This is a genomic window from Cryobacterium sp. TMT1-2-2 (assembly GCF_004403505.1).
GTDB classification, from domain to species: Bacteria; Actinomycetota; Actinomycetes; order Actinomycetales; family Microbacteriaceae; genus Cryobacterium; species Cryobacterium flavum.
In genome coordinates this window covers 223,547-239,722 of sequence record NZ_SOGS01000025.1, presented here as the reverse complement: position 1 = coordinate 239,722, position 16,176 = coordinate 223,547, and the positions used below count along the sequence as shown (strand labels likewise).

The following is a 16,176-nucleotide window of genomic DNA, read 5'->3' as shown; positions in this document are numbered from 1 at the left end:
GGCCTACCCCCAGTTTGGCCGGAATGCTCCGTGGGGTCGATTGCGACAGACTGGTCTGTCTAGGGTGTGTTACAGTCTGGGAGCCGACCGGGGAAAACTCCCGGATTTGCGCTCATCCGGGGCTGTTTTCTGCCCCCTAATAAAGGAGTGCCGCATGACCACGCTGACAGCTGAAGCCGTTCGGCCGGCGACGCACGCCAAGGTGCGCATCCTCGCCACCGCCGACCGACTCTTTTATACCGAGGGTGTTCACACCGTGGGTGTGGACCGCATCATCAGCGAGTCGAAGGTCACCAAAGCAACCTTCTACAAGTACTACCGCTCGAAGGACGCCCTCATTGTCGTGTACCTGCAGGGCCGCGACCGCCTGGCTCGCGATTTTCTCGCCAGCCTTGACACGCGATACGACACCCCGGAGCAGCGATTGCGCGGAGTCGTCAACGAGATCTCGGCGCAGGTCATCCGCGAAGGCTTCCACGGCTGCCCGTTCATCAACGCGGCCGCCCAGTTCACCGACCCGGCCCACCCGGTGCGCCAGGCCGTGTCTGCACACCGGGACTGGTACGGCCGGTCGATCGAGGACATGTTCCGCGGCATGGGCCACGCCCGGCCCGGGGACGCCGCCGACGACTTCTTTCTCGCCCGCGACGGCGCCTTCGCCGGTGCCAACCTCGGCGACCCGATCGGTGCCCATACAGCCCTGCTGCGCGCCATCCAGCGAGTACTCGACGAGTCGGGCGCCTAACGCTGCGAGGTCAGTAGGCCGATACCCGGTCGAGGTCGAGCAGGTCGTTACGGCCGAGACGGATGCCCGCCGCCGCGACCAAAGACTGCACCTGGTCGGCCCGGCCCGCGCCAGCCACCGGCGCCACCACGTCGGGCCGGGCGAGCAGCCAGGCCAGGGCGATCGACGCCGGGGCCGTGCCCTGCGCTGCGGCGATGCGGTCGACCACGGCAAGAACGCGCAGCGATCGACGGTTGAGGTAGACCTTGGCGAGCTGACCGCGGGCGGTGTCGGCGGCATCCGCTTTGTTGCGGTACGCGCCGGCCAGAAAACCGTGGGCGAGGGCGAAGCCGGGCATCAGGGCCAGGTGCTGGGCGCGGGCGACGACCGCGACGTCTTTTTCGAGTTCGGCGCGATGTACGAGGTTGTACGGGGTTTCGGCGGCGACAAACTTGGGCAGGCCGAGGGCTGAGAGCACCCGGGCTTCCATGAGCCGTTCCGCCGAGAAGTTCGAGGCACCCAGGTAGCGCACCTTGCCGGCGCGCATCAGCGCGTCCACGGCAACCAGGCTCTCTTCGAGGGCGACGGTCTTGTCGTCGAAGTGAAAATAAAGCAGGTCGACGTAGTCGGTACCGAGCCGCACCAGGCTCGCCTCGACAGCGGCGACGATGCTGCGCTGGGTCAGTCCGGGGTTGTCGAGATTGCGGCCGATCTTCGTGGCCAGCACGGTTTCGGCCCGCGCGCACCGAGAACGCAGCCAGGACCCAATGATCACTTCGCTGCGGCCGGCCGCGAAACTGTCGGCGGTGTCTAGAAAATTGCCGCCGAGATCGCGGTGCGCGTCGAGAATGGCCAGGGAGGCATCATTTGTCGCGGTCCAGCCGAAGGCGTTGCAGCCCAGGGCGAGTGGATGCACGCACAGATCGGTTCCCACAATCTGCCGGCGAACCGGGCGCGAACCGACGGTCGTCTCGGACGGCCCCGTCTCGGCCTGTACGTGGTCGACCGACATCGCATCCAGAGATGATGACACCACCTGTCGGGGCATTGCGTTCTCCTCCCGGGGTGTTCGCCCGACCTGTGCGTTCTGCCGGGTTTTCTCGTCGTAAAGTGCTCTTGGGCCGACTTTAGGCGAGGCCACCGAGATTTCCCGGCGGCACGCTAAACCGTTACCAAAATGTACGTCGCGGGCGGCCGAACAGGGGGCGGTGGCTGCCGACCGCCAGTCGGTGCGCCCCCGATTTGTTAGACTGAAGATTGCGCAAAAATTGGGCTGCCTGTGCAGGTGCACATCCGCCCTGGGCCGCCGCCTGTCGAATCACGTGATCGATCGGCTGGCAAGGTATCCTGCCCGAATCAGCCGCAGGAAAGCAGCCATGACCACCGACGCCTCCGTGCCCAACCCCCAGGTTCCCCGCGAGGCCCTCCGTCGCCGCACCTTCGCGGTGATCAGCCACCCCGACGCGGGCAAGTCCACTCTGACCGAGGCCCTTCTGCTGCACGCCCGCGCCATCACCTCCGCCGGTGCCACCCACGGCAAGGCCGGCCGTAGCGGCACCGTCTCGGACTGGATGGAGATGGAAAAGGCCCGCGGCATCTCGGTCACCAGCGCCGCCATTCAGTTCGAATACCACGACGCCGTGATCAACCTCGTCGATACCCCCGGGCACGCCGACTTCTCCGAGGACACCTTTCGGGTGCTCTCCGCAGTGGATGCCGCGGTGATGCTCGTCGACGCCGCCAAGGGTCTCGAGCCGCAGACCATGAAACTGTTCGCCGTCTGCAAGCAGCGCGGCCTGCCGGTCATCACCGTCATCAACAAGTGGGACCGCCCCGGCGACACTCCCCTGGCCCTGATGGACGAGATCCAGACCCGCACCGGCCTGCTGCCGACCCCGCTGAACTGGCCGGTCGGCGAAGCCGGCGACCTGCGCGGCGTGCTCGATCGCCGCTCCGGCGACTTTCTGCGCTTCACCCGCACGGCGGGCGGAGCGACAGTGGCCGAATCGGTGCGGCTGGATGCCGCCGACGCGGCGATCGAGGAAGGCCCGGCCTGGGCATCCGCTGTCGAAGAATCCGAGCTGCTCGACGCTGAGTCGCAAAATCACGACTCCGAGCTGTTTCTCGACGGCCAGACCACCCCGGTGCTGTTCTGCGCGGCCGTGGCCAACTTTGGCGTACAGCAGCTGCTCGACACCCTGGTGGAGTTCGCGCCGCCAGCCGAAGCCCGCATCGACATCGACGGCAACCCGCGAAAGGTCACCTCACCGTTCTCCGGTTTCGTGTTCAAGGTGCAGTCCGGCATGAACTCCGCGCACCGCGACCACGTGGCCTTCGTGCGCGTGTGCTCGGGCGAATTTCGCCGCGGCATGATCGTCACGCACGCGGCGACCGGGCGGCCCTTCGCCACCAAGTATGCCCAGCAGCTGTTTGGCAAGGAACGCACCGTCACCGACCAGGCCTGGCCCGGCGACATCGTGGGGCTCGTCAACGCGTCGGCGCTGCGGGTGGGCGATTCGATCTTTGAAGACGAGCGGGTGGAGTTTCCGCCGCTGCCGCTGTTCTCCCCCGAACATTTTCGGGCGATCCGCCCCGTGGACTCGAGCAAGCACAAGCAGTTTCGCCGCGGCATCGACCAGCTCGACCACGAGGGTGTCATCCAGGTGATGCGTTCCGAGGTGCGCGGCGAGCAGGCTCCCGTGCTCGGCGCCGTCGGACCGATGCAGTTCGAGGTGGTCGAAGACCGCATGGTGCACGACTTTCACGCGGACATCCGCATGGAAGCGCTGCCCTACCAGGTGGCCCGCAAGACCGACAAAGAGAGCGCGCTCGTGCTCGCCGGAACCCGCCAGGTGGAGGTATTCACCCGCTCCGACGGCACCCTGCTCGCCCTGTTCAGCACTCCGTGGCGCCTGCAGGCCATTGCCAAGGAGAACCCGAAGCTTGTTTTGATCGACATCGCGAACGCGACCGCCGAAGACTTCATGTAGCTGGTTCGTTCAACCAGAAAGGGCCGCATCCTCGTGGAGGATGCGGCCCTTTCTGTTCGGTGCTGCTTACGCGTCGACCACCACGGAGGTGATGACGGGGCTGCGACGGTACTTGCGGTTCATCCAGCGGCTCACGGACTGCGTGAACAGGTCTTCGAGCTCGGCACCGTCGACGATCTTGATGCGGTTCGCGGCCTTCATGGCCTCGTCGATGACCTTGGTGGCTCCCTTGACCCACTCGTCGTCGTGCACGAATCCACGGGCCAGGAACTCGACCGGCTCGGAGAGCGTGCCGGTCTTGGCGTTGAGAATTCCGAGGATGGTGATGGTGCCGTCCTCGGCGAGCTTACGGCGATCTTCCATCGCAGCGGATGCTGCCCCGCCCACGGTCATCCCGTCGACGAAGACGTAGTCGGCGACGACACGGCCGGTGACCTTGGCGTGACCGTCGATGAGGTCGACGACAACGCCGTCTTCGACGACGATGACGTTCTCTTCGGCAACACCGGTCGCGATGGCGAGGTCGGCGTTGGCCGTCAAGTGACGCCATTCGCCGTGGATCGGCATGACGTTGACCGGCTTGACGATGTTGTAGCAGTAGACAAGCTCGCCGGCACTGGCGTGACCGGAGACGTGCACCTTGGCGTTGCCCTTGTGCACGACGTTCGCGCCCCAACGGATCAGGCCGTTGATGACGCGGTAGATGGAGTTTTCGTTTCCGGGGATCAGCGAGCTCGCGAGCAGCACGGTGTCGCCCTCGCCGATCTTGATGACGTGCTCGCGGTTGGCCATACGCGACAGCGCAGCCATCGGCTCACCCTGCGAACCGGTGCAGATGAGAACGACCTTGTCGTCCTTCATGCGCTCGAGCGCCTTCATGTCAACGAGCAGGCCCTTGGGAATGTTGAGGTAGCCGAGCTCGCTCGCGATGCCCATGTTGCGCACCATGGAGCGTCCGACGAAGGCCACCTTGCGGTTGTGCTTGACAGCGGCGTCAATGACCTGCTGGATGCGGTGCACGTGGCTGGCGAAGCTCGACACGATGATGCGGCGCGGGGAGGTGCGGAACACGGTGTCGATCGCCGGTCCGATGTCCTTCTCGGCGGTGGTGAAGCCGGGAACCTCGGCGTTGGTCGAGTCCGTCATGAACAGGTCGACGCCCTCTTCGGCCAGGCGTGCGAAGGCACCGAGGTCGGTGAGGCGCTTGTCGAGCGGGAACTGGTCCATCTTGAAGTCACCGGTCGCGAGCACAAGGCCGGCTTCGGTACGAATGGCGATGGCCAGGCCGTCGGGGATGGAGTGGTTGACGGCGATGAACTCGAGGTCGAACTGGCCGATCGTGCGGCGCTCGCCCTCTTTCACCTCGATGAAGTTCTGGCTGAGGCGGTGCTCCTGCAGCTTTGCAGCGAGGAAGGCCAGGGTGAGCTTGGAACCGACGACGGGAATGTCGCCGCGTTCCTTGAGCAGGTACGGCACTGCGCCGATGTGGTCTTCGTGGCCGTGGGTGAGCACGATGGCCTCGATGTCGTGCAGGCGGTCACGGATGGCGGTGAAGTCGGGCAGGATCACGTTGATGCCGGGCTGGTTGTCTTCGGGGAAGAGGACGCCGCAGTCGATGATGAGCAGCTTTCCCTTGTGCTCGAAGACGGTCATGTTGCGGCCGATCTCGCCGAGGCCTCCGAGCGGGATGATGCGCATGCCGCGAGCCGGCAGTGCCGGCGGAGTGCTCAGGTCGAGGTAGTGGTTATTCATGAATCTCATTTCGTTGTCTGCGGTACTGCATGTCCAGGTGTGTGGGGACCGAGATCGGGCATACCGAAAGCCAGCGAGCAATACTCAGGGGGCTTCAGCGCGCATACGCGTACCTCGTGTCGTGCCTGGCGGGCAAGTAAAATACCGGCCAGGTACCTCACTAGTCTACCGATGCATCAACACGCAGCGTTTTCGGTCACAAAAAAGGGACCCCGCACGTGGCGGAATCCCTCTTTTGGTGTTGCTCACCGCTCAAGCGGCCTGGCCGGTGGCTACGCGGCGCGGCGCCCGGCAGCGCTCGGCTGCGGCGAAACGTAGTCGCCGGCTTCGAGGTGCTGCGCGGTGCCGCTGACGTAACCGGTGGCAGTGATCGCGCGACGAACGTCGTGCGTGACGTACTCGTTGGCGGTGGTGGCGCGCTTGGTGGACTTCGATACGTAGGAATTCATGGTGCTCCTGGTGCGATTAGTACTAGCGGATGCCGACGGCTAGTCAAAGCACACAGTCTCGTTCGAGAGTGACAGCGGCACACATTGGCGGAGCTGATTCGAGTGAAACTGGGGTGTTGGCCCGGTCGGCGGAAAAATGCGCTGCGCCGCGCGGGCTGCAGAAACCCGGATCCTCTAGTGGATCGCCATGATTTCTGAGCTGACACCAGAATACCTGAGCCTGCCACCCATTTGGGGCAAATACATGATCTACACAGGCGCCGTGCAGGTACAGGATGGCCTGCAGCTACACAGGTGCCGTGCAGCCAGCATGGAGGCTTTCGTCGATAACATCTTTCAATGACTTCTTCTGCGCTGTACGACCTCCCCCTCACCCTCATCGACGGAACAGAAACAACCTTCGGCGCCTACCAGGGCAAGACCGTTCTCGTGGTCAATGTGGCCTCGAAGTGTGGCTTCACGCCGCAGTACGCCGGGCTGGAGGTGCTGTACCAGCGCTTCGCCGACGCGGGACTCGTCGTGCTCGGGCTGCCGAGCAACCAGTTCATGGGCCAGGAACCGGGCACCGAAGCGGACATCGTGGAATTCTGCGGCATGACCTACGGGGTGACCTTTCCCATGACGGCCAAGGTCGATGTGCGGGGCAAGCACCAGCATCCGCTCTATGCGGAGCTCACCAAGTTCAAGCGGGGACTGCTGCCCGGCCTGATCAAGTGGAACTTCGAGAAGTTCCTAGTGACCCCGACCGGTGAGATCGTCGACCGTTTCGCCTCCTCGGTCGAGCCGGAGTCGACCGAGATCGTCGAAGCTATCGAGAAGGTTCTGGCCGCCAAGGCCGCCTGACCCGCCCTTCTGTTGTGGACGGGGCCCAGGCCCCGTCCACGGGCCCAGTTTATAAACTGGGCCCCGGGCTACAAGGCGGGCCCGGTGAATTTAGCGCGCGGCCGTCAGCGGGCGGCGCGGCGCAACACGGCCTCGGCGTGACGCAAGACCGGGCCGTCGATCATGCGGCCCTCGTGCTGGAAGACGCCGCGCGCGCTTGCGGCGGCCTCGAGCAGCCCGAGGGCATAGTCAACCTCGGCTGCCGTCGGCTGGTAGGCGGCGCGAATGACGGCGACCTGGCTCGGGTGGATGCACGCGGTGGCGGTGAAACCGCTGGCGACGGCATCCGCTGCCTCAAGCTCGAGCCCTGCCGTGTCGGTGATGTCAAGGTGCACCGTGTCGATCGCCGCCTTGTCGTGCGCACGGGCGGCCAGCAACACCTGGGAGCGGGCCTGGCGAGCGACGTCGCGGTAGCGACCGTCCTCGAAACGGCTCGACGTGCCTCCAAGCGAGGCGACGAGGTCTTCGGCGCCCCACATGAGCCCGACAACGTTGCGCTCGGCGGCGATCTCGGTCGCCGAGATCACACCGGCGGCGGTTTCACACAGGGCGATCACCCGAAATGCTTCGAGCCGCTCGACCTGGCCGGCGCTGACCGTCTTGGCGAGCATCACGTCGCGATACTCCGTACGGGCCAACGCGGCCAGATCGAGTGCGAAATCGTCGGTGTCGGCCGGATTGATGCGCACGATTGTCGTGGCCGGGTCAAGCGGATGCTCGATCAGCGCGCGCCGCGCCGCCGCCCGGTCAGCGGGCGTGACGGCGTCTTCCAGGTCGAGGATGACGGCGTCGGCGCGCTCGGCGGCCTTCTCGTAACGCTCCGGCCGGTCGGCGGGGCAGAACAACAGGGCTGGACCGAGGGTGAACGGGGCCGGCGTGAACGGGCTGAGACCGGCGGGGCTGTCGTCGAAGGGGTCGAGGCCGGCCGGGTCGCTGTAGTCATCGAAGGAGCCCGCATCGAACGGGTCGCCATCGAACGGGCCGCTCATGCTGCTCCCTCGCGGCACCAGACCAGCACGGTGCGCACGGCCGAGCCGACGACCACTCCGTGCTGGTTGCGTCCGGTGTGTTCGAGCGTAATGATTCCCTGACCGGGGCGACTCTTCGACAACCGTTTGTCGGTGACGATGGTCTCCGAATAGAGGGTGTCGCCGTGGTGCAGCGGATGCGGAAACGTCACGGCCGAAAATCCCAGGTTCGCCACGATCGTGCCCTGGGTCAGCTGGGCGACCGAACTGCCGACCATGGTCGACAGAGTGAACATGGAATTCACCAGGCGTTCGCCGAACGGCTGGGTGGCCGACCACGCCGCATCGAGGTGCAGCGCCTGCGTGTTCATGGTCATCGTCGTGAACAGCACGTTGTCGGCCTCGGTCACGGTGCGACCCGGACGGTGCTGGTACAGAGCATCGAGGTCAAACTCCTCGAAGTAGAGGCCGCGCTGCTGAACCAGGTGGCGTTCTGGGGTACCGGGGTCGGTCATCCGCTTCTCCAATTCAGTCAGGTCAGGCCGCGAAGCCCAGCGCCCGCGAGATGACCATGAGCTGCACCTCGGTGGTGCCCTCGCCGAGTTCGAGCACCTTCGAATCACGATAGTGCCGCGCGACCGGATTCTCATTCATGAAGCCGTATCCGCCGAAGATCTGCGTGGCGTCGCGGGCATTGTCCATGGCCGCTTCGCTGCCTACCATCTTGGCGATCGACGCCTCCATCTTGAACGGCTTGCCGTTGATCAGCTTCAGCGCTGCGTCGTAGTAGGCGAGGCGTGCGGTGTGCACGCGCGCCTGCATGCGGGCGATTTTGAAGGCAATGTGCTGGTTGGAACCGATTGAACGGCCGAAGACGTTGCGGCTGTTCGCGTAGCGAATCGATTCCTCCAGGCAACCCTGCGCTGCGCCCGTGCAGAGCGCGGCGAAGGCGACGCGGCCCTCGTCGAGGGTCTGCACGAAGTTGGCGAACCCGCGGCCGCGTTCGCCGAGCAGGTTGGCCTCCGGTACGCGCACGTTGTCGAACACGAGCGGATGCGTGTCGGAGGTGTGCCAGCCGACCTTGTCATAGGGTGGCAGCGCCGTGAAACCGGGGGTCGGGGTCGGCACCAGAATCGCGGTGAGTTCCTTCTTGATCGAACCGTCGGCTCGAGTGGACTCCCCCGTGACGGCGGTCACCGTGACGAGGCGGGTGATCTCCGACCCGGAGTTGGTGATGAACTGCTTGGTGCCGTTGATCACCCATTCGCCGGCCTCCAATAAAGCAGTGGTCTTGGTGCCTGCGGCGTCTGAGCCGGCATCCGCTTCGGTGAGGCCAAACGCGGCGAGCGCCAAGCCACTCGCGAGGCGGGGAACCCATTCCTGCTTCTGCGCTTCGGTGCCGCTGCGGTAGACCGGCATGATGCCGAGGCCCACCCCGGCCTCGAGGGTGACGGCGATGCTCTGGTCGGCACGGGCTAATTGTTCAACCGCGAGGCAGAGCGAGAAATAGTCGCTGCCCTGACCGCCATATTCCTTTGGGAACGGCAAGCCGAACAATCCCATCTCCCCCATCTGGGCGATGATGCCGTAGGGCAGGCGGCGCTTGGTGTCGTACTCGTAGGCGGCCGGGGCGACGACGGTGTCGGCGAAGTCGCGCACCATGTCGCTGAGGGCCTGCTGGGTAGGGGTGAGTTCGTAGCTCATTCTGTGTCTTCCTTGTCTGAAGAGGTTTCGGGGGTCGTGATCGTTTCTGGAATAACGGTGGCGACGATCTGGTCGAGTGCCACGAGATCACCGGTCTTGAGGTTCACGGTGACGCGGCCGGCCGTGGCGGCCACGAGTTTGTGTTCCATCTTCATGGCCTCGACCACAAGGAGGGTTTGGCCCGCGCTGACCACGTCGCCGGTGGCGGCGTGCACCGCGATGACGGTGCCGGGCATCGGCGAGCGTACGTCGGGGCTGAGCGCCCCTGGTACCCGGCCGCGGCTGGCGAGGTGTTCCGCGAGCTGCTCGGCCCGGGATCGGTGCCGCAGTTCGAGCGAGAAGCCGTCAGCGCCGATATACACGCGCGTTCCGAACTTCTCGATCGCAAACACCCGGGTCTGGCCGTCGTAGTCGACGCTGAACGTGCCGTCTCCGACGCGAACGAGTCCGGCCGGCACGGCCGTGCCATCACCGACCGAAACGGATGCCGCCCCCGGCTCCCCCACAACCCGCACCTCCACGACGTCGGTCGCGCCCACCCCCAGCGCGTACTTCACGGGACGCGGCGAGCCGGCCCGCCATCCGCTCGGCCGCGTCCAGACCACGTTCGTGCCGGCGGCGGACGCCGCGAGCCCGTGCAAAAACAGCGCCCCGGCGGCAAGCAGGTGCTCCTCGGCACCGCGAAACTGGAGGTCGGGAAGCTTGCGTTCGATCAAGCCGGTGTCGAGGCGGCCGGCGCGCACGTCGGCGTCCGCTAACAGCAGCCGCAGGTATTCGGTGTTGGTCTGCACGCCGAGCACGACGGTGTCGGCGAGCGCCCGGTCGAGCCGGTTCAGCGCTTCCAGCCGGGTGGGAGCCCAGGCGATCACCTTGGCGAGCATCGGGTCGTAGTGCGAGGCGATCGTCAGACCCAGACTCAACGAGCTGTCCACCCGCACGCCCTCACCAATGGCCTCGTTCAGCTGCAACACCCTGCCCGTGGTCGGCAGAAAACCGCGCTCGGGATTCTCAGAGTAAACCCGCGCCTCGATCGCATGCCCCCTGAGGCATATATCGGACTGCGTGACCGTGAGCGACTCCCCCGCTGCGATGCGCAGCTGCCAATCCACGAGGTCGAGGCCGGTGATCAGCTCGGTGACCGGGTGCTCTACCTGCAGTCGGGTGTTCATCTCCATGAAGAAGAACTCGTCGGGCGCGGCAGCGGAGACCAGGAATTCTACGGTGCCGGCGCCGCTGTAGCCCACGCTGCGGGCGGCAGCGCAGGCCGCCTCCCCGATGCGCGCCCGGGTCGCCTCGTCGAGCAGCGGCGAGGGCGCCTCCTCGATGACCTTCTGGTGCCGGCGTTGCAGCGAGCACTCGCGCTCACCGAGGTGAATCACGGCGCCGTGGTTGTCGGCGAGCACCTGCACCTCGATGTGCCGCGGGGTCGCCACGAGGCGTTCGAGCAGCAGGGTATCGTCGCCGAAGGCACTCAGCGCCACCCGCCGGGCGGTTTCGAGGGTGGCGGGCAGGTCTTCAGCGCGTTCCACCACGTGCATGCCCTTGCCGCCACCGCCGGCGGACGGCTTGATCAGCATCGGGTAGCCAACGTCGACGGCGGCCGCGATGAGCTGCTCATTGCTGAGGCCCGGCTCTGCCACCCCGGAAATGACCGGCACCCCGTAACCGGCCACATGGTTCTTCGAGCGGATCTTGTCGCCCATCACGTTCAGCGCGTGCACGCTCGGCCCGATGAAGACGATCCCGGCGTCGGCACAGGCCTGCGCGAAAGCCTGGTTCTCGCTCAGAAATCCGTAGCCGGGGTGAATCGCCTGGGCTCCGGTTCGCGCCGCAGCGGCCAGCACGGCCTCGACATTGAGATAGCTGTCGGCCGGGGCGGCGGCGCCGAGGCGCACCGCGGCATCCGCTAGCGACACATGTAGGGCGTCACGGTCGGCGTCACTGTAGACGGCGATAGAGCGGATGCCGCGTTCCCGCAGGGTGCGGATGATGCGGCAGGCGATTTCGCCGCGGTTGGCGACCAGAACGATGTCAAATGTCATGGCTCACATCCGGAACAGGCCGAAGGCGGACTCGCCGAGCGGCGCGGTGGCGCAGACGGACAGGGCGAGGCCCAGTACCGTGCGAGTGTCGGCTGGGTCGATGACGCCGTCGTCCCAGAGCCGGGCGGTGGAATAGTACGGGCTGCCCTGAGTCTCGTATTTCGTCAGGATCGGATCCTTGAACGCGGCTTCCGCCTCGGCCGACCAGGTGTCGCCGCCGCCCTCGATCTGCTCACGCTTGACGGTTGCGAGCACGGACGAGGCCTGCGGGCCGCCCATCACGGAGATGCGGCTGCCCGGCCACATCCAGAGAAAGCGCGGGGAGTAGGCGCGGCCGCACATGGAGTAGTTGCCGGCGCCGAAGGAGCCGCCGATCACGACGGTGAGCTTGGGCACCCGGGCGGTGGCGACGGCGGTGACCATCTTGGCGCCGTGCTTGGCGATGCCGCCGGCCTCGACCTCTCGGCCCACCATGAAACCGGAGATGTTCTGCAGGAAAACGAGCGGAATTCCCCGCTGGTCGCAGAGTTCGATGAAGTGCGCGCCCTTCTGCGCGGACTCGGCGAACAGGATGCCGTTGTTGGCAACGATGCCCACCGGGTGGCCATGGATGTGCGCGAACCCGGTCACGAGGGTGGTGGCGTATTCGCGCTTGAATTCGTGGAATTCGCTGCCGTCGACGATGCGCGCAATGACCTCGTGCACGTCGTACTGGCCCTGCACGTCGACCGGGACTGCTCCGTAGAGTTCGCCCTCATCGGCGACCGGGTCGACGGTGGCGATCACTTCCCAGGCGGGGGCCTGGGAATGCGGCAGGGTCGAGACGATGTCACGCACGATCTGCAGGGCGTGCTCGTCGTTCTCGGCCAGGTGGTCGGTGACGCCGGAGACGCGAGAGTGCAACTCGCCGCCGCCGAGCTCCTCGGCGGTGACGATCTCGCCGATCGCGGCCTTCACCAGGGGCGGTCCGCCGAGAAAGATGGTGCCCTGGCCCCGCACGATCACGGTCTCGTCGCTCATCGCCGGAACGTAGGCGCCACCGGCGGTGCAGGATCCCATGACCGAGGCGATCTGCGGAATCTTGGCCGCGGACATCCGTGCCTGGTTGTAGAAGATGCGGCCGAAGTGGTCGCGGTCGGGGAAAACCTCGTCTTGCAGGGGCAGGAAGGCTCCGCCGGAGTCGACGAGGTAGATGCAGGGCAGCCGGTTTTCGAGGGCGATCTCCTGGGCGCGCAGGTGCTTTTTCACCGTCATCGGGTAGTAGGTGCCGCCCTTGACCGTGGCGTCGTTGGAGATCACGAGTACGTAGCGGCCGTGCACGAGGCCGATGCCGGCGATGACGCCCGCGCCGGGACTGTCGTCGTTGTAGAGGCCGGTCGCGGCGAGCGGCGCGATCTCGAGGAAGGGGCTGCCGTCGTCGAGCAGTTGGTCGATGCGCTCGCGGGGCAATAACTTGCCGCGGTCGAGGTGCCGCTGCCGGGACTTCTCCGGACCGCCAATGGCCGCCGTGGCGAGGCGCTGTTTCAGGTCGGCCACGAGCTGCCGCTGGGCGGCGTCATTGGTGGCAAAGGCCTCAGCGGAGGAGTCGAGCTGACTCGCGAGTGTCTCCATCGACATCTTCCCGTTTGTGGGGCCGGAGCGCCCGGCATCAACTACAGTTAGTGTTTACTAACTGAAATTCAGGTTAGTCATGATTAACTGAAATGTCTAGTTGAAAGGCTCGCATGAGCACACCGACCGAAACGACGCCGCGCAGCCAGGCCAAGGCCGACCGCAGGGACGCCCTGCTCGGCGCTGCGGCAACCCTGTTCGCCCGCTCGGGCTTCAACGGCGTCTCGATCGAGGACCTCGGTGCGGCCGTCGGGGTGAGCGGACCGGCGGTCTACCGTCATTTCAGCGGCAAGCAGGCCGTTCTCGCCGCCCTCCTCATCGATGTGAGTGAGGATCTCGTGGCCGGCGGCCACACTGTCGTGACCGAAACAACGGATGCCGCGGCCGCCCTGCCCGAACTGGTGCGCTTTCACGTGCGCTTCGCCCTCTCCAACCCCGATGTGATCCGGGTGCAGGATCGCGACCTCGACAGCCTCGCCGAGGCTGACCGGCACCGGGTGCGCCTGCTGCAGCGCGAGTACGTGGAACTGTGGGTGGAGGTGCTGGGGCGCGTGCACCCGTCGATCGACGAAGCCCTGCTCCGAATTCGAGCCCACGCAACCTTCGGACTGCTGAACTCAACACCACACAGCGCCCGCGCCTCCTCGAAGGCGGCCGTGCGCGCCCTGCTCGAGGAAATGGCGCTGGCGGCTCTGGGCCTGCGGAGCTAGTTCCCGAGCGCGAGGCGCACACCGAGGGCGATCATCACCACGGCAATGACCGCATCAAGCACTCGCCAGGACGCCGGCTTGGCGAACATCGGCCGCAGCAGGCGCGCCCCGAAGCCAAGCGCGGAGAACCAGACGAAGCTGGCCGCAATGGCGCCTCCCGCCCACCACCAGCGTTCCGTTGCGCCCTGCTGGTTGGCGACAGCGCCGAGAAACAATATGGTGTCTAGGTAGACGTGCGGATTCAGCCAGGTGAGGGCCAGCACGCTCACGACCGCGACCCGCATGCCGGTCGTGGCCACGACTCCCGAGACGACGAGTGCACCAGGGCGAATTGCCCGACGAGCCGCGACGAGCCCGTAGATGATGAGGAAGGCAGAGCCGAGCACGCGGATCACGATGATCGCCACCGGCGCTGCGGCGACGACTACCCCGAGCCCGAGCACGCCGGCCAGGATGAGCACGGCGTCCGACACCGCGCAGATCGCGACGACGGGAACGATGACCCGGTTGTGCCCCTCGATGCCGAGTCGCAACACGAATGCATTCTGCGATCCGATCGCGATGATGAGGGAGAGCCCGGTGGCGAGGCCGAGCAGGACTGGCAGAAAAGTTGAGGTCACCGGTGCAACGCTAGGCGCTCGCGATAATTCAGTACAGCTATAGTTTCTTAGGCTGGATAAGCTGGTCTAATGCAACGATTTACGCTCGAACAGCTCGCGACTCTGCTCGCGCTCGTGAGCGAGGGGTCGTTTGAGGCGGCCGCTGCCCGGCTGCACGTGACCCCTTCCGCGGTGTCGCAGCGCGTCAAGGCGATGGAGCAGACGAGCGGGCGGGTGCTCGTGCAGCGCACGACCCCGGTCCGGCTCACCGACGCCGGCGACGTGCTGCTGCGCTACGCGCGCCAGGTGGAGCTGCTCGAGGCCGACACCGTGCGCCAGCTGCACGAGGGCAGGTCCGACGGTCGGGCGTTTCCTGTGTCGCTCGCGGTGAATGCGGACAGCCTCGCCACCTGGTTTCTCGATGCCCTCGCCGGACTCGGAGAGACCCTCGGTGTGGCCTTCGACCTGCACCGGGAAGACCAGGAACACACGACGAGACTGCTGCGCGCCGGGACGGTCATGGCAGCAGTGACCTCCACGCGGGAGGCCGTGCAGGGGTGCATCACCGAGCCGCTCGGTCAGATGCGCTATCACGCCGTCGCGACGCCCACGTTCATCGAGCGCTGGCTGCCGACACATGGCGGCCTGATCGCCCTTCCCGGCGCACCCGTCGTCGCCTTCGAGCGCAACGATGACCTGCAGGAATCGTTTCTGCGCGACTATACCGGCAGTGGCAGCAGCGGGCCGATCCACTACATTCCGACGTCGAACGACTTCGTGCGGGCTATTCTGCTGGGCTTCGGCTGGGGCATGCTGCCCGAACAGCAGTGCGCTGTCGAGATCGCCGATGGTCGTCTGGTCGATCTGGCCCCCAAGTCGGCGGTCGATGTTCCCCTGTTCTGGCAGCGGTGGAACCTCTCTTCGCCCCTGCTGGATGCCGTCTCGACGGCCGTGCGAGCCGAAGCCCGGACGACCCTTCGGCCGTTCTAAGCGTCAGAAGGCGGCGGTGCAGACGCAGAGCTCGTTGCCCTCGACGTCGGCGAGCACCCACCAGTCGGGTGCGTGCTCGTCGGTGAGCAGCACGCCGCCGACTTCAAGCACGGCCGCGACCCGTTCCTCGGCGTCGTCACTTGGCACGTAGACGTCGAGATGGATGCGGTTGCGGTCGGTGCGGGCGATCTCCATGTGCTGAAACCAGACCTTGGGGGCGAGGCCGCGCGGGTCCACGAGTTCGATGCCGTCGTCGCCGGCCACCTCGGTGTAGCCGAGGCCAGCGCGCCAGAATGGGCGCACGGCATCCGCGTCGGTGCAGTCGATCGCGATGTCATAGCGCGTCGGCTGCGCGGGACGCGAGGTGGCACCGAGGGTGTCGGCGATCTGCTGCACGCGGGCGGCGAGCTCGAGGTCACGCGCGGTGACTCCCCCGGCGTCGTGCGAGGTGAGGGTGAGTGAGACGGTGCCGTAACCCAGGCGTACGTCGGGGTGGTGGTTCATCTGCTCGGCCACGTCGCCGACCCGGTTGACCAGTTCCAGGGCGGAGACGAAGTCCTTGGTGCGGAAAGCGGCGTGCAGGCATCCGTCGAGGTGCACGAAAGCTGTGCCCGTCAGCTGCTTCTTCGTCGTGAAGGGGGCGAGGAGTGCACGTTGAGCGTTCATGCCTCTACTCTGCTCCGCCGCCGCACCCCGGTCAACCGCCCGTCTGGTGCATAACTCCTGCAATCTGCAGAGCCAAAACCCGGATGCCC

General features: G+C 66.1%; 15 protein-coding genes. 5 read left to right on the top strand and 10 right to left on the bottom strand.

The window, feature by feature from the left end:
• The first annotated feature begins 154 nt into the window (after positions 1–154).
• Positions 155–745 carry a TetR/AcrR family transcriptional regulator gene (locus tag E3T35_RS16205; protein WP_092341016.1) on the top strand — a complete coding sequence of 197 codons (591 nt, stop codon included), beginning with the start codon at positions 155–157 and terminating at the stop codon, positions 743–745.
• Positions 746–755: 10 nt separating this feature from the next.
• On the opposite strand, the gene E3T35_RS16200 is transcribed toward E3T35_RS16205, so the two are convergent.
• Positions 756–1,772 (bottom strand): aldo/keto reductase, encoded by a 1,017-nt coding sequence (locus E3T35_RS16200; RefSeq protein ID WP_134380080.1) that lies wholly within the window; start codon positions 1,770–1,772, stop codon positions 756–758.
• A 328-nt stretch (positions 1,773–2,100) separates the two neighbouring features.
• On the opposite strand from E3T35_RS16200, the gene E3T35_RS16195 reads away from it, so the two are divergent.
• On the top strand, positions 2,101–3,714 hold the full coding sequence (locus E3T35_RS16195; protein ID WP_092341013.1) for a peptide chain release factor 3: 1,614 nt from the start codon (positions 2,101–2,103) through the stop codon (positions 3,712–3,714).
• 66 nt (positions 3,715–3,780) lie between these two features.
• Here the strand turns inward: E3T35_RS16195 and E3T35_RS16190 are convergent, their stop codons facing one another.
• Complete coding sequence (locus E3T35_RS16190; RefSeq protein ID WP_134343638.1) at positions 3,781–5,466, bottom strand: ribonuclease J; 1,686 nt, start codon at positions 5,464–5,466, stop codon at positions 3,781–3,783.
• Positions 5,467–5,738: 272 nt separating this feature from the next.
• Complete coding sequence (locus E3T35_RS19405; protein WP_158253290.1) at positions 5,739–5,915, bottom strand: hypothetical protein; 177 nt, start codon at positions 5,913–5,915, stop codon at positions 5,739–5,741.
• 339 nt (positions 5,916–6,254) lie between these two features.
• Between E3T35_RS19405 and E3T35_RS16185 the strand changes: the two genes are divergently transcribed.
• Positions 6,255–6,758 (top strand): glutathione peroxidase, encoded by a 504-nt coding sequence (locus E3T35_RS16185; RefSeq protein ID WP_134380078.1) that lies wholly within the window; start codon positions 6,255–6,257, stop codon positions 6,756–6,758.
• Between the two features lie 104 nt (positions 6,759–6,862).
• Here E3T35_RS16185 and E3T35_RS16180 read toward each other — a convergent pair whose 3' ends face one another.
• The 5 genes from E3T35_RS16180 to E3T35_RS16160 are packed head-to-tail and all read right to left on the bottom strand — an operon-like array spanning position 6,863 to position 13,122.
• Positions 6,863–7,786, bottom strand: coding sequence for a CoA ester lyase (locus E3T35_RS16180; protein ID WP_134380076.1), 924 nt, complete (start codon positions 7,784–7,786; stop codon positions 6,863–6,865).
• Complete coding sequence (locus E3T35_RS16175) at positions 7,783–8,280, bottom strand: MaoC family dehydratase (RefSeq protein WP_104088822.1); 498 nt, start codon at positions 8,278–8,280, stop codon at positions 7,783–7,785. The genes E3T35_RS16180 and E3T35_RS16175 overlap by 4 nt, the downstream gene beginning before the upstream one ends.
• Before the next feature lie 22 nt (positions 8,281–8,302).
• On the bottom strand, positions 8,303–9,469 hold the full coding sequence (locus E3T35_RS16170) for an acyl-CoA dehydrogenase family protein (protein WP_134380074.1): 1,167 nt from the start codon (positions 9,467–9,469) through the stop codon (positions 8,303–8,305).
• Positions 9,466–11,511, bottom strand: a complete 2,046-nt coding sequence (locus tag E3T35_RS16165) for a biotin carboxylase N-terminal domain-containing protein (RefSeq protein ID WP_134380072.1) — start codon at positions 11,509–11,511, stop codon at positions 9,466–9,468. The genes E3T35_RS16170 and E3T35_RS16165 overlap by 4 nt, the downstream gene beginning before the upstream one ends.
• Before the next feature lie 3 nt (positions 11,512–11,514).
• Complete coding sequence (locus tag E3T35_RS16160) at positions 11,515–13,122, bottom strand: carboxyl transferase domain-containing protein (protein ID WP_134380130.1); 1,608 nt, start codon at positions 13,120–13,122, stop codon at positions 11,515–11,517.
• Between the two features lie 113 nt (positions 13,123–13,235).
• Here E3T35_RS16160 and E3T35_RS16155 point away from each other — a divergent pair, with 113 nt between their 5' ends.
• The gene (locus E3T35_RS16155) at positions 13,236–13,832 is read left to right on the top strand and encodes a TetR/AcrR family transcriptional regulator (protein WP_134343632.1); all 597 of its coding nucleotides are present in this window, start codon (positions 13,236–13,238) and stop codon (positions 13,830–13,832) included.
• Here the strand turns inward: E3T35_RS16155 and E3T35_RS16150 are convergent.
• Entirely contained in the window at positions 13,829–14,452 is a 624-nt protein-coding gene (locus tag E3T35_RS16150; RefSeq protein WP_134380070.1) for a LysE/ArgO family amino acid transporter, read from the bottom strand. The two genes, E3T35_RS16155 and E3T35_RS16150, sit on opposite strands and share 4 nt — an antisense overlap.
• Positions 14,453–14,521: 69 nt before the next feature.
• On the opposite strand from E3T35_RS16150, the gene E3T35_RS16145 reads away from it, so the two are divergent.
• Positions 14,522–15,421, top strand: coding sequence for a LysR family transcriptional regulator ArgP (locus E3T35_RS16145; protein ID WP_134380068.1), 900 nt, complete (start codon positions 14,522–14,524; stop codon positions 15,419–15,421).
• A 3-nt stretch (positions 15,422–15,424) separates the two neighbouring features.
• Here the strand turns inward: E3T35_RS16145 and E3T35_RS16140 are convergent, their stop codons facing one another.
• Entirely contained in the window at positions 15,425–16,087 is a 663-nt protein-coding gene (locus tag E3T35_RS16140) for a VOC family protein (protein ID WP_134380066.1), read from the bottom strand.
• Between the last annotated feature and the right edge of the window lie 89 nt (positions 16,088–16,176).

Bases quoted from the DNA above. Each gene is read 5' to 3' on its own strand.
- E3T35_RS16195 (WP_092341013.1), top strand. From the start codon at position 2,101: ATGACCACCGACGCCTCCGTGCCCAACCCCCAGGTTCCCCGCGAGGCC.
- E3T35_RS16185 (WP_134380078.1), top strand. From the start codon at position 6,255: ATGACTTCTTCTGCGCTGTACGACCTCCCCCTCACCCTCATCGACGGA.
- E3T35_RS16140 (WP_134380066.1), bottom strand. From the start codon at position 16,087: ATGAACGCTCAACGTGCACTCCTCGCCCCCTTCACGACGAAGAAGCAG.
- E3T35_RS16155 (WP_134343632.1), top strand. From the start codon at position 13,236: ATGAGCACACCGACCGAAACGACGCCGCGCAGCCAGGCCAAGGCCGAC.
- E3T35_RS16200 (WP_134380080.1), bottom strand. From the start codon at position 1,772: ATGCCCCGACAGGTGGTGTCATCATCTCTGGATGCGATGTCGGTCGAC.
- E3T35_RS16190 (WP_134343638.1), bottom strand. From the start codon at position 5,466: ATGAATAACCACTACCTCGACCTGAGCACTCCGCCGGCACTGCCGGCT.
- E3T35_RS16180 (WP_134380076.1), bottom strand. From the start codon at position 7,786: ATGAGCGGCCCGTTCGATGGCGACCCGTTCGATGCGGGCTCCTTCGAT.
- E3T35_RS16160 (WP_134380130.1), bottom strand. From the start codon at position 13,122: ATGGAGACACTCGCGAGTCAGCTCGACTCCTCCGCTGAGGCCTTTGCC.
- E3T35_RS16145 (WP_134380068.1), top strand. From the start codon at position 14,522: ATGCAACGATTTACGCTCGAACAGCTCGCGACTCTGCTCGCGCTCGTG.
- E3T35_RS16165 (WP_134380072.1), bottom strand. From the start codon at position 11,511: ATGACATTTGACATCGTTCTGGTCGCCAACCGCGGCGAAATCGCCTGC.
- E3T35_RS16170 (WP_134380074.1), bottom strand. From the start codon at position 9,469: ATGAGCTACGAACTCACCCCTACCCAGCAGGCCCTCAGCGACATGGTG.
- E3T35_RS16175 (WP_104088822.1), bottom strand. From the start codon at position 8,280: ATGACCGACCCCGGTACCCCAGAACGCCACCTGGTTCAGCAGCGCGGC.
- E3T35_RS19405 (WP_158253290.1), bottom strand. From the start codon at position 5,915: ATGAATTCCTACGTATCGAAGTCCACCAAGCGCGCCACCACCGCCAAC.
- E3T35_RS16205 (WP_092341016.1), top strand. From the start codon at position 155: ATGACCACGCTGACAGCTGAAGCCGTTCGGCCGGCGACGCACGCCAAG.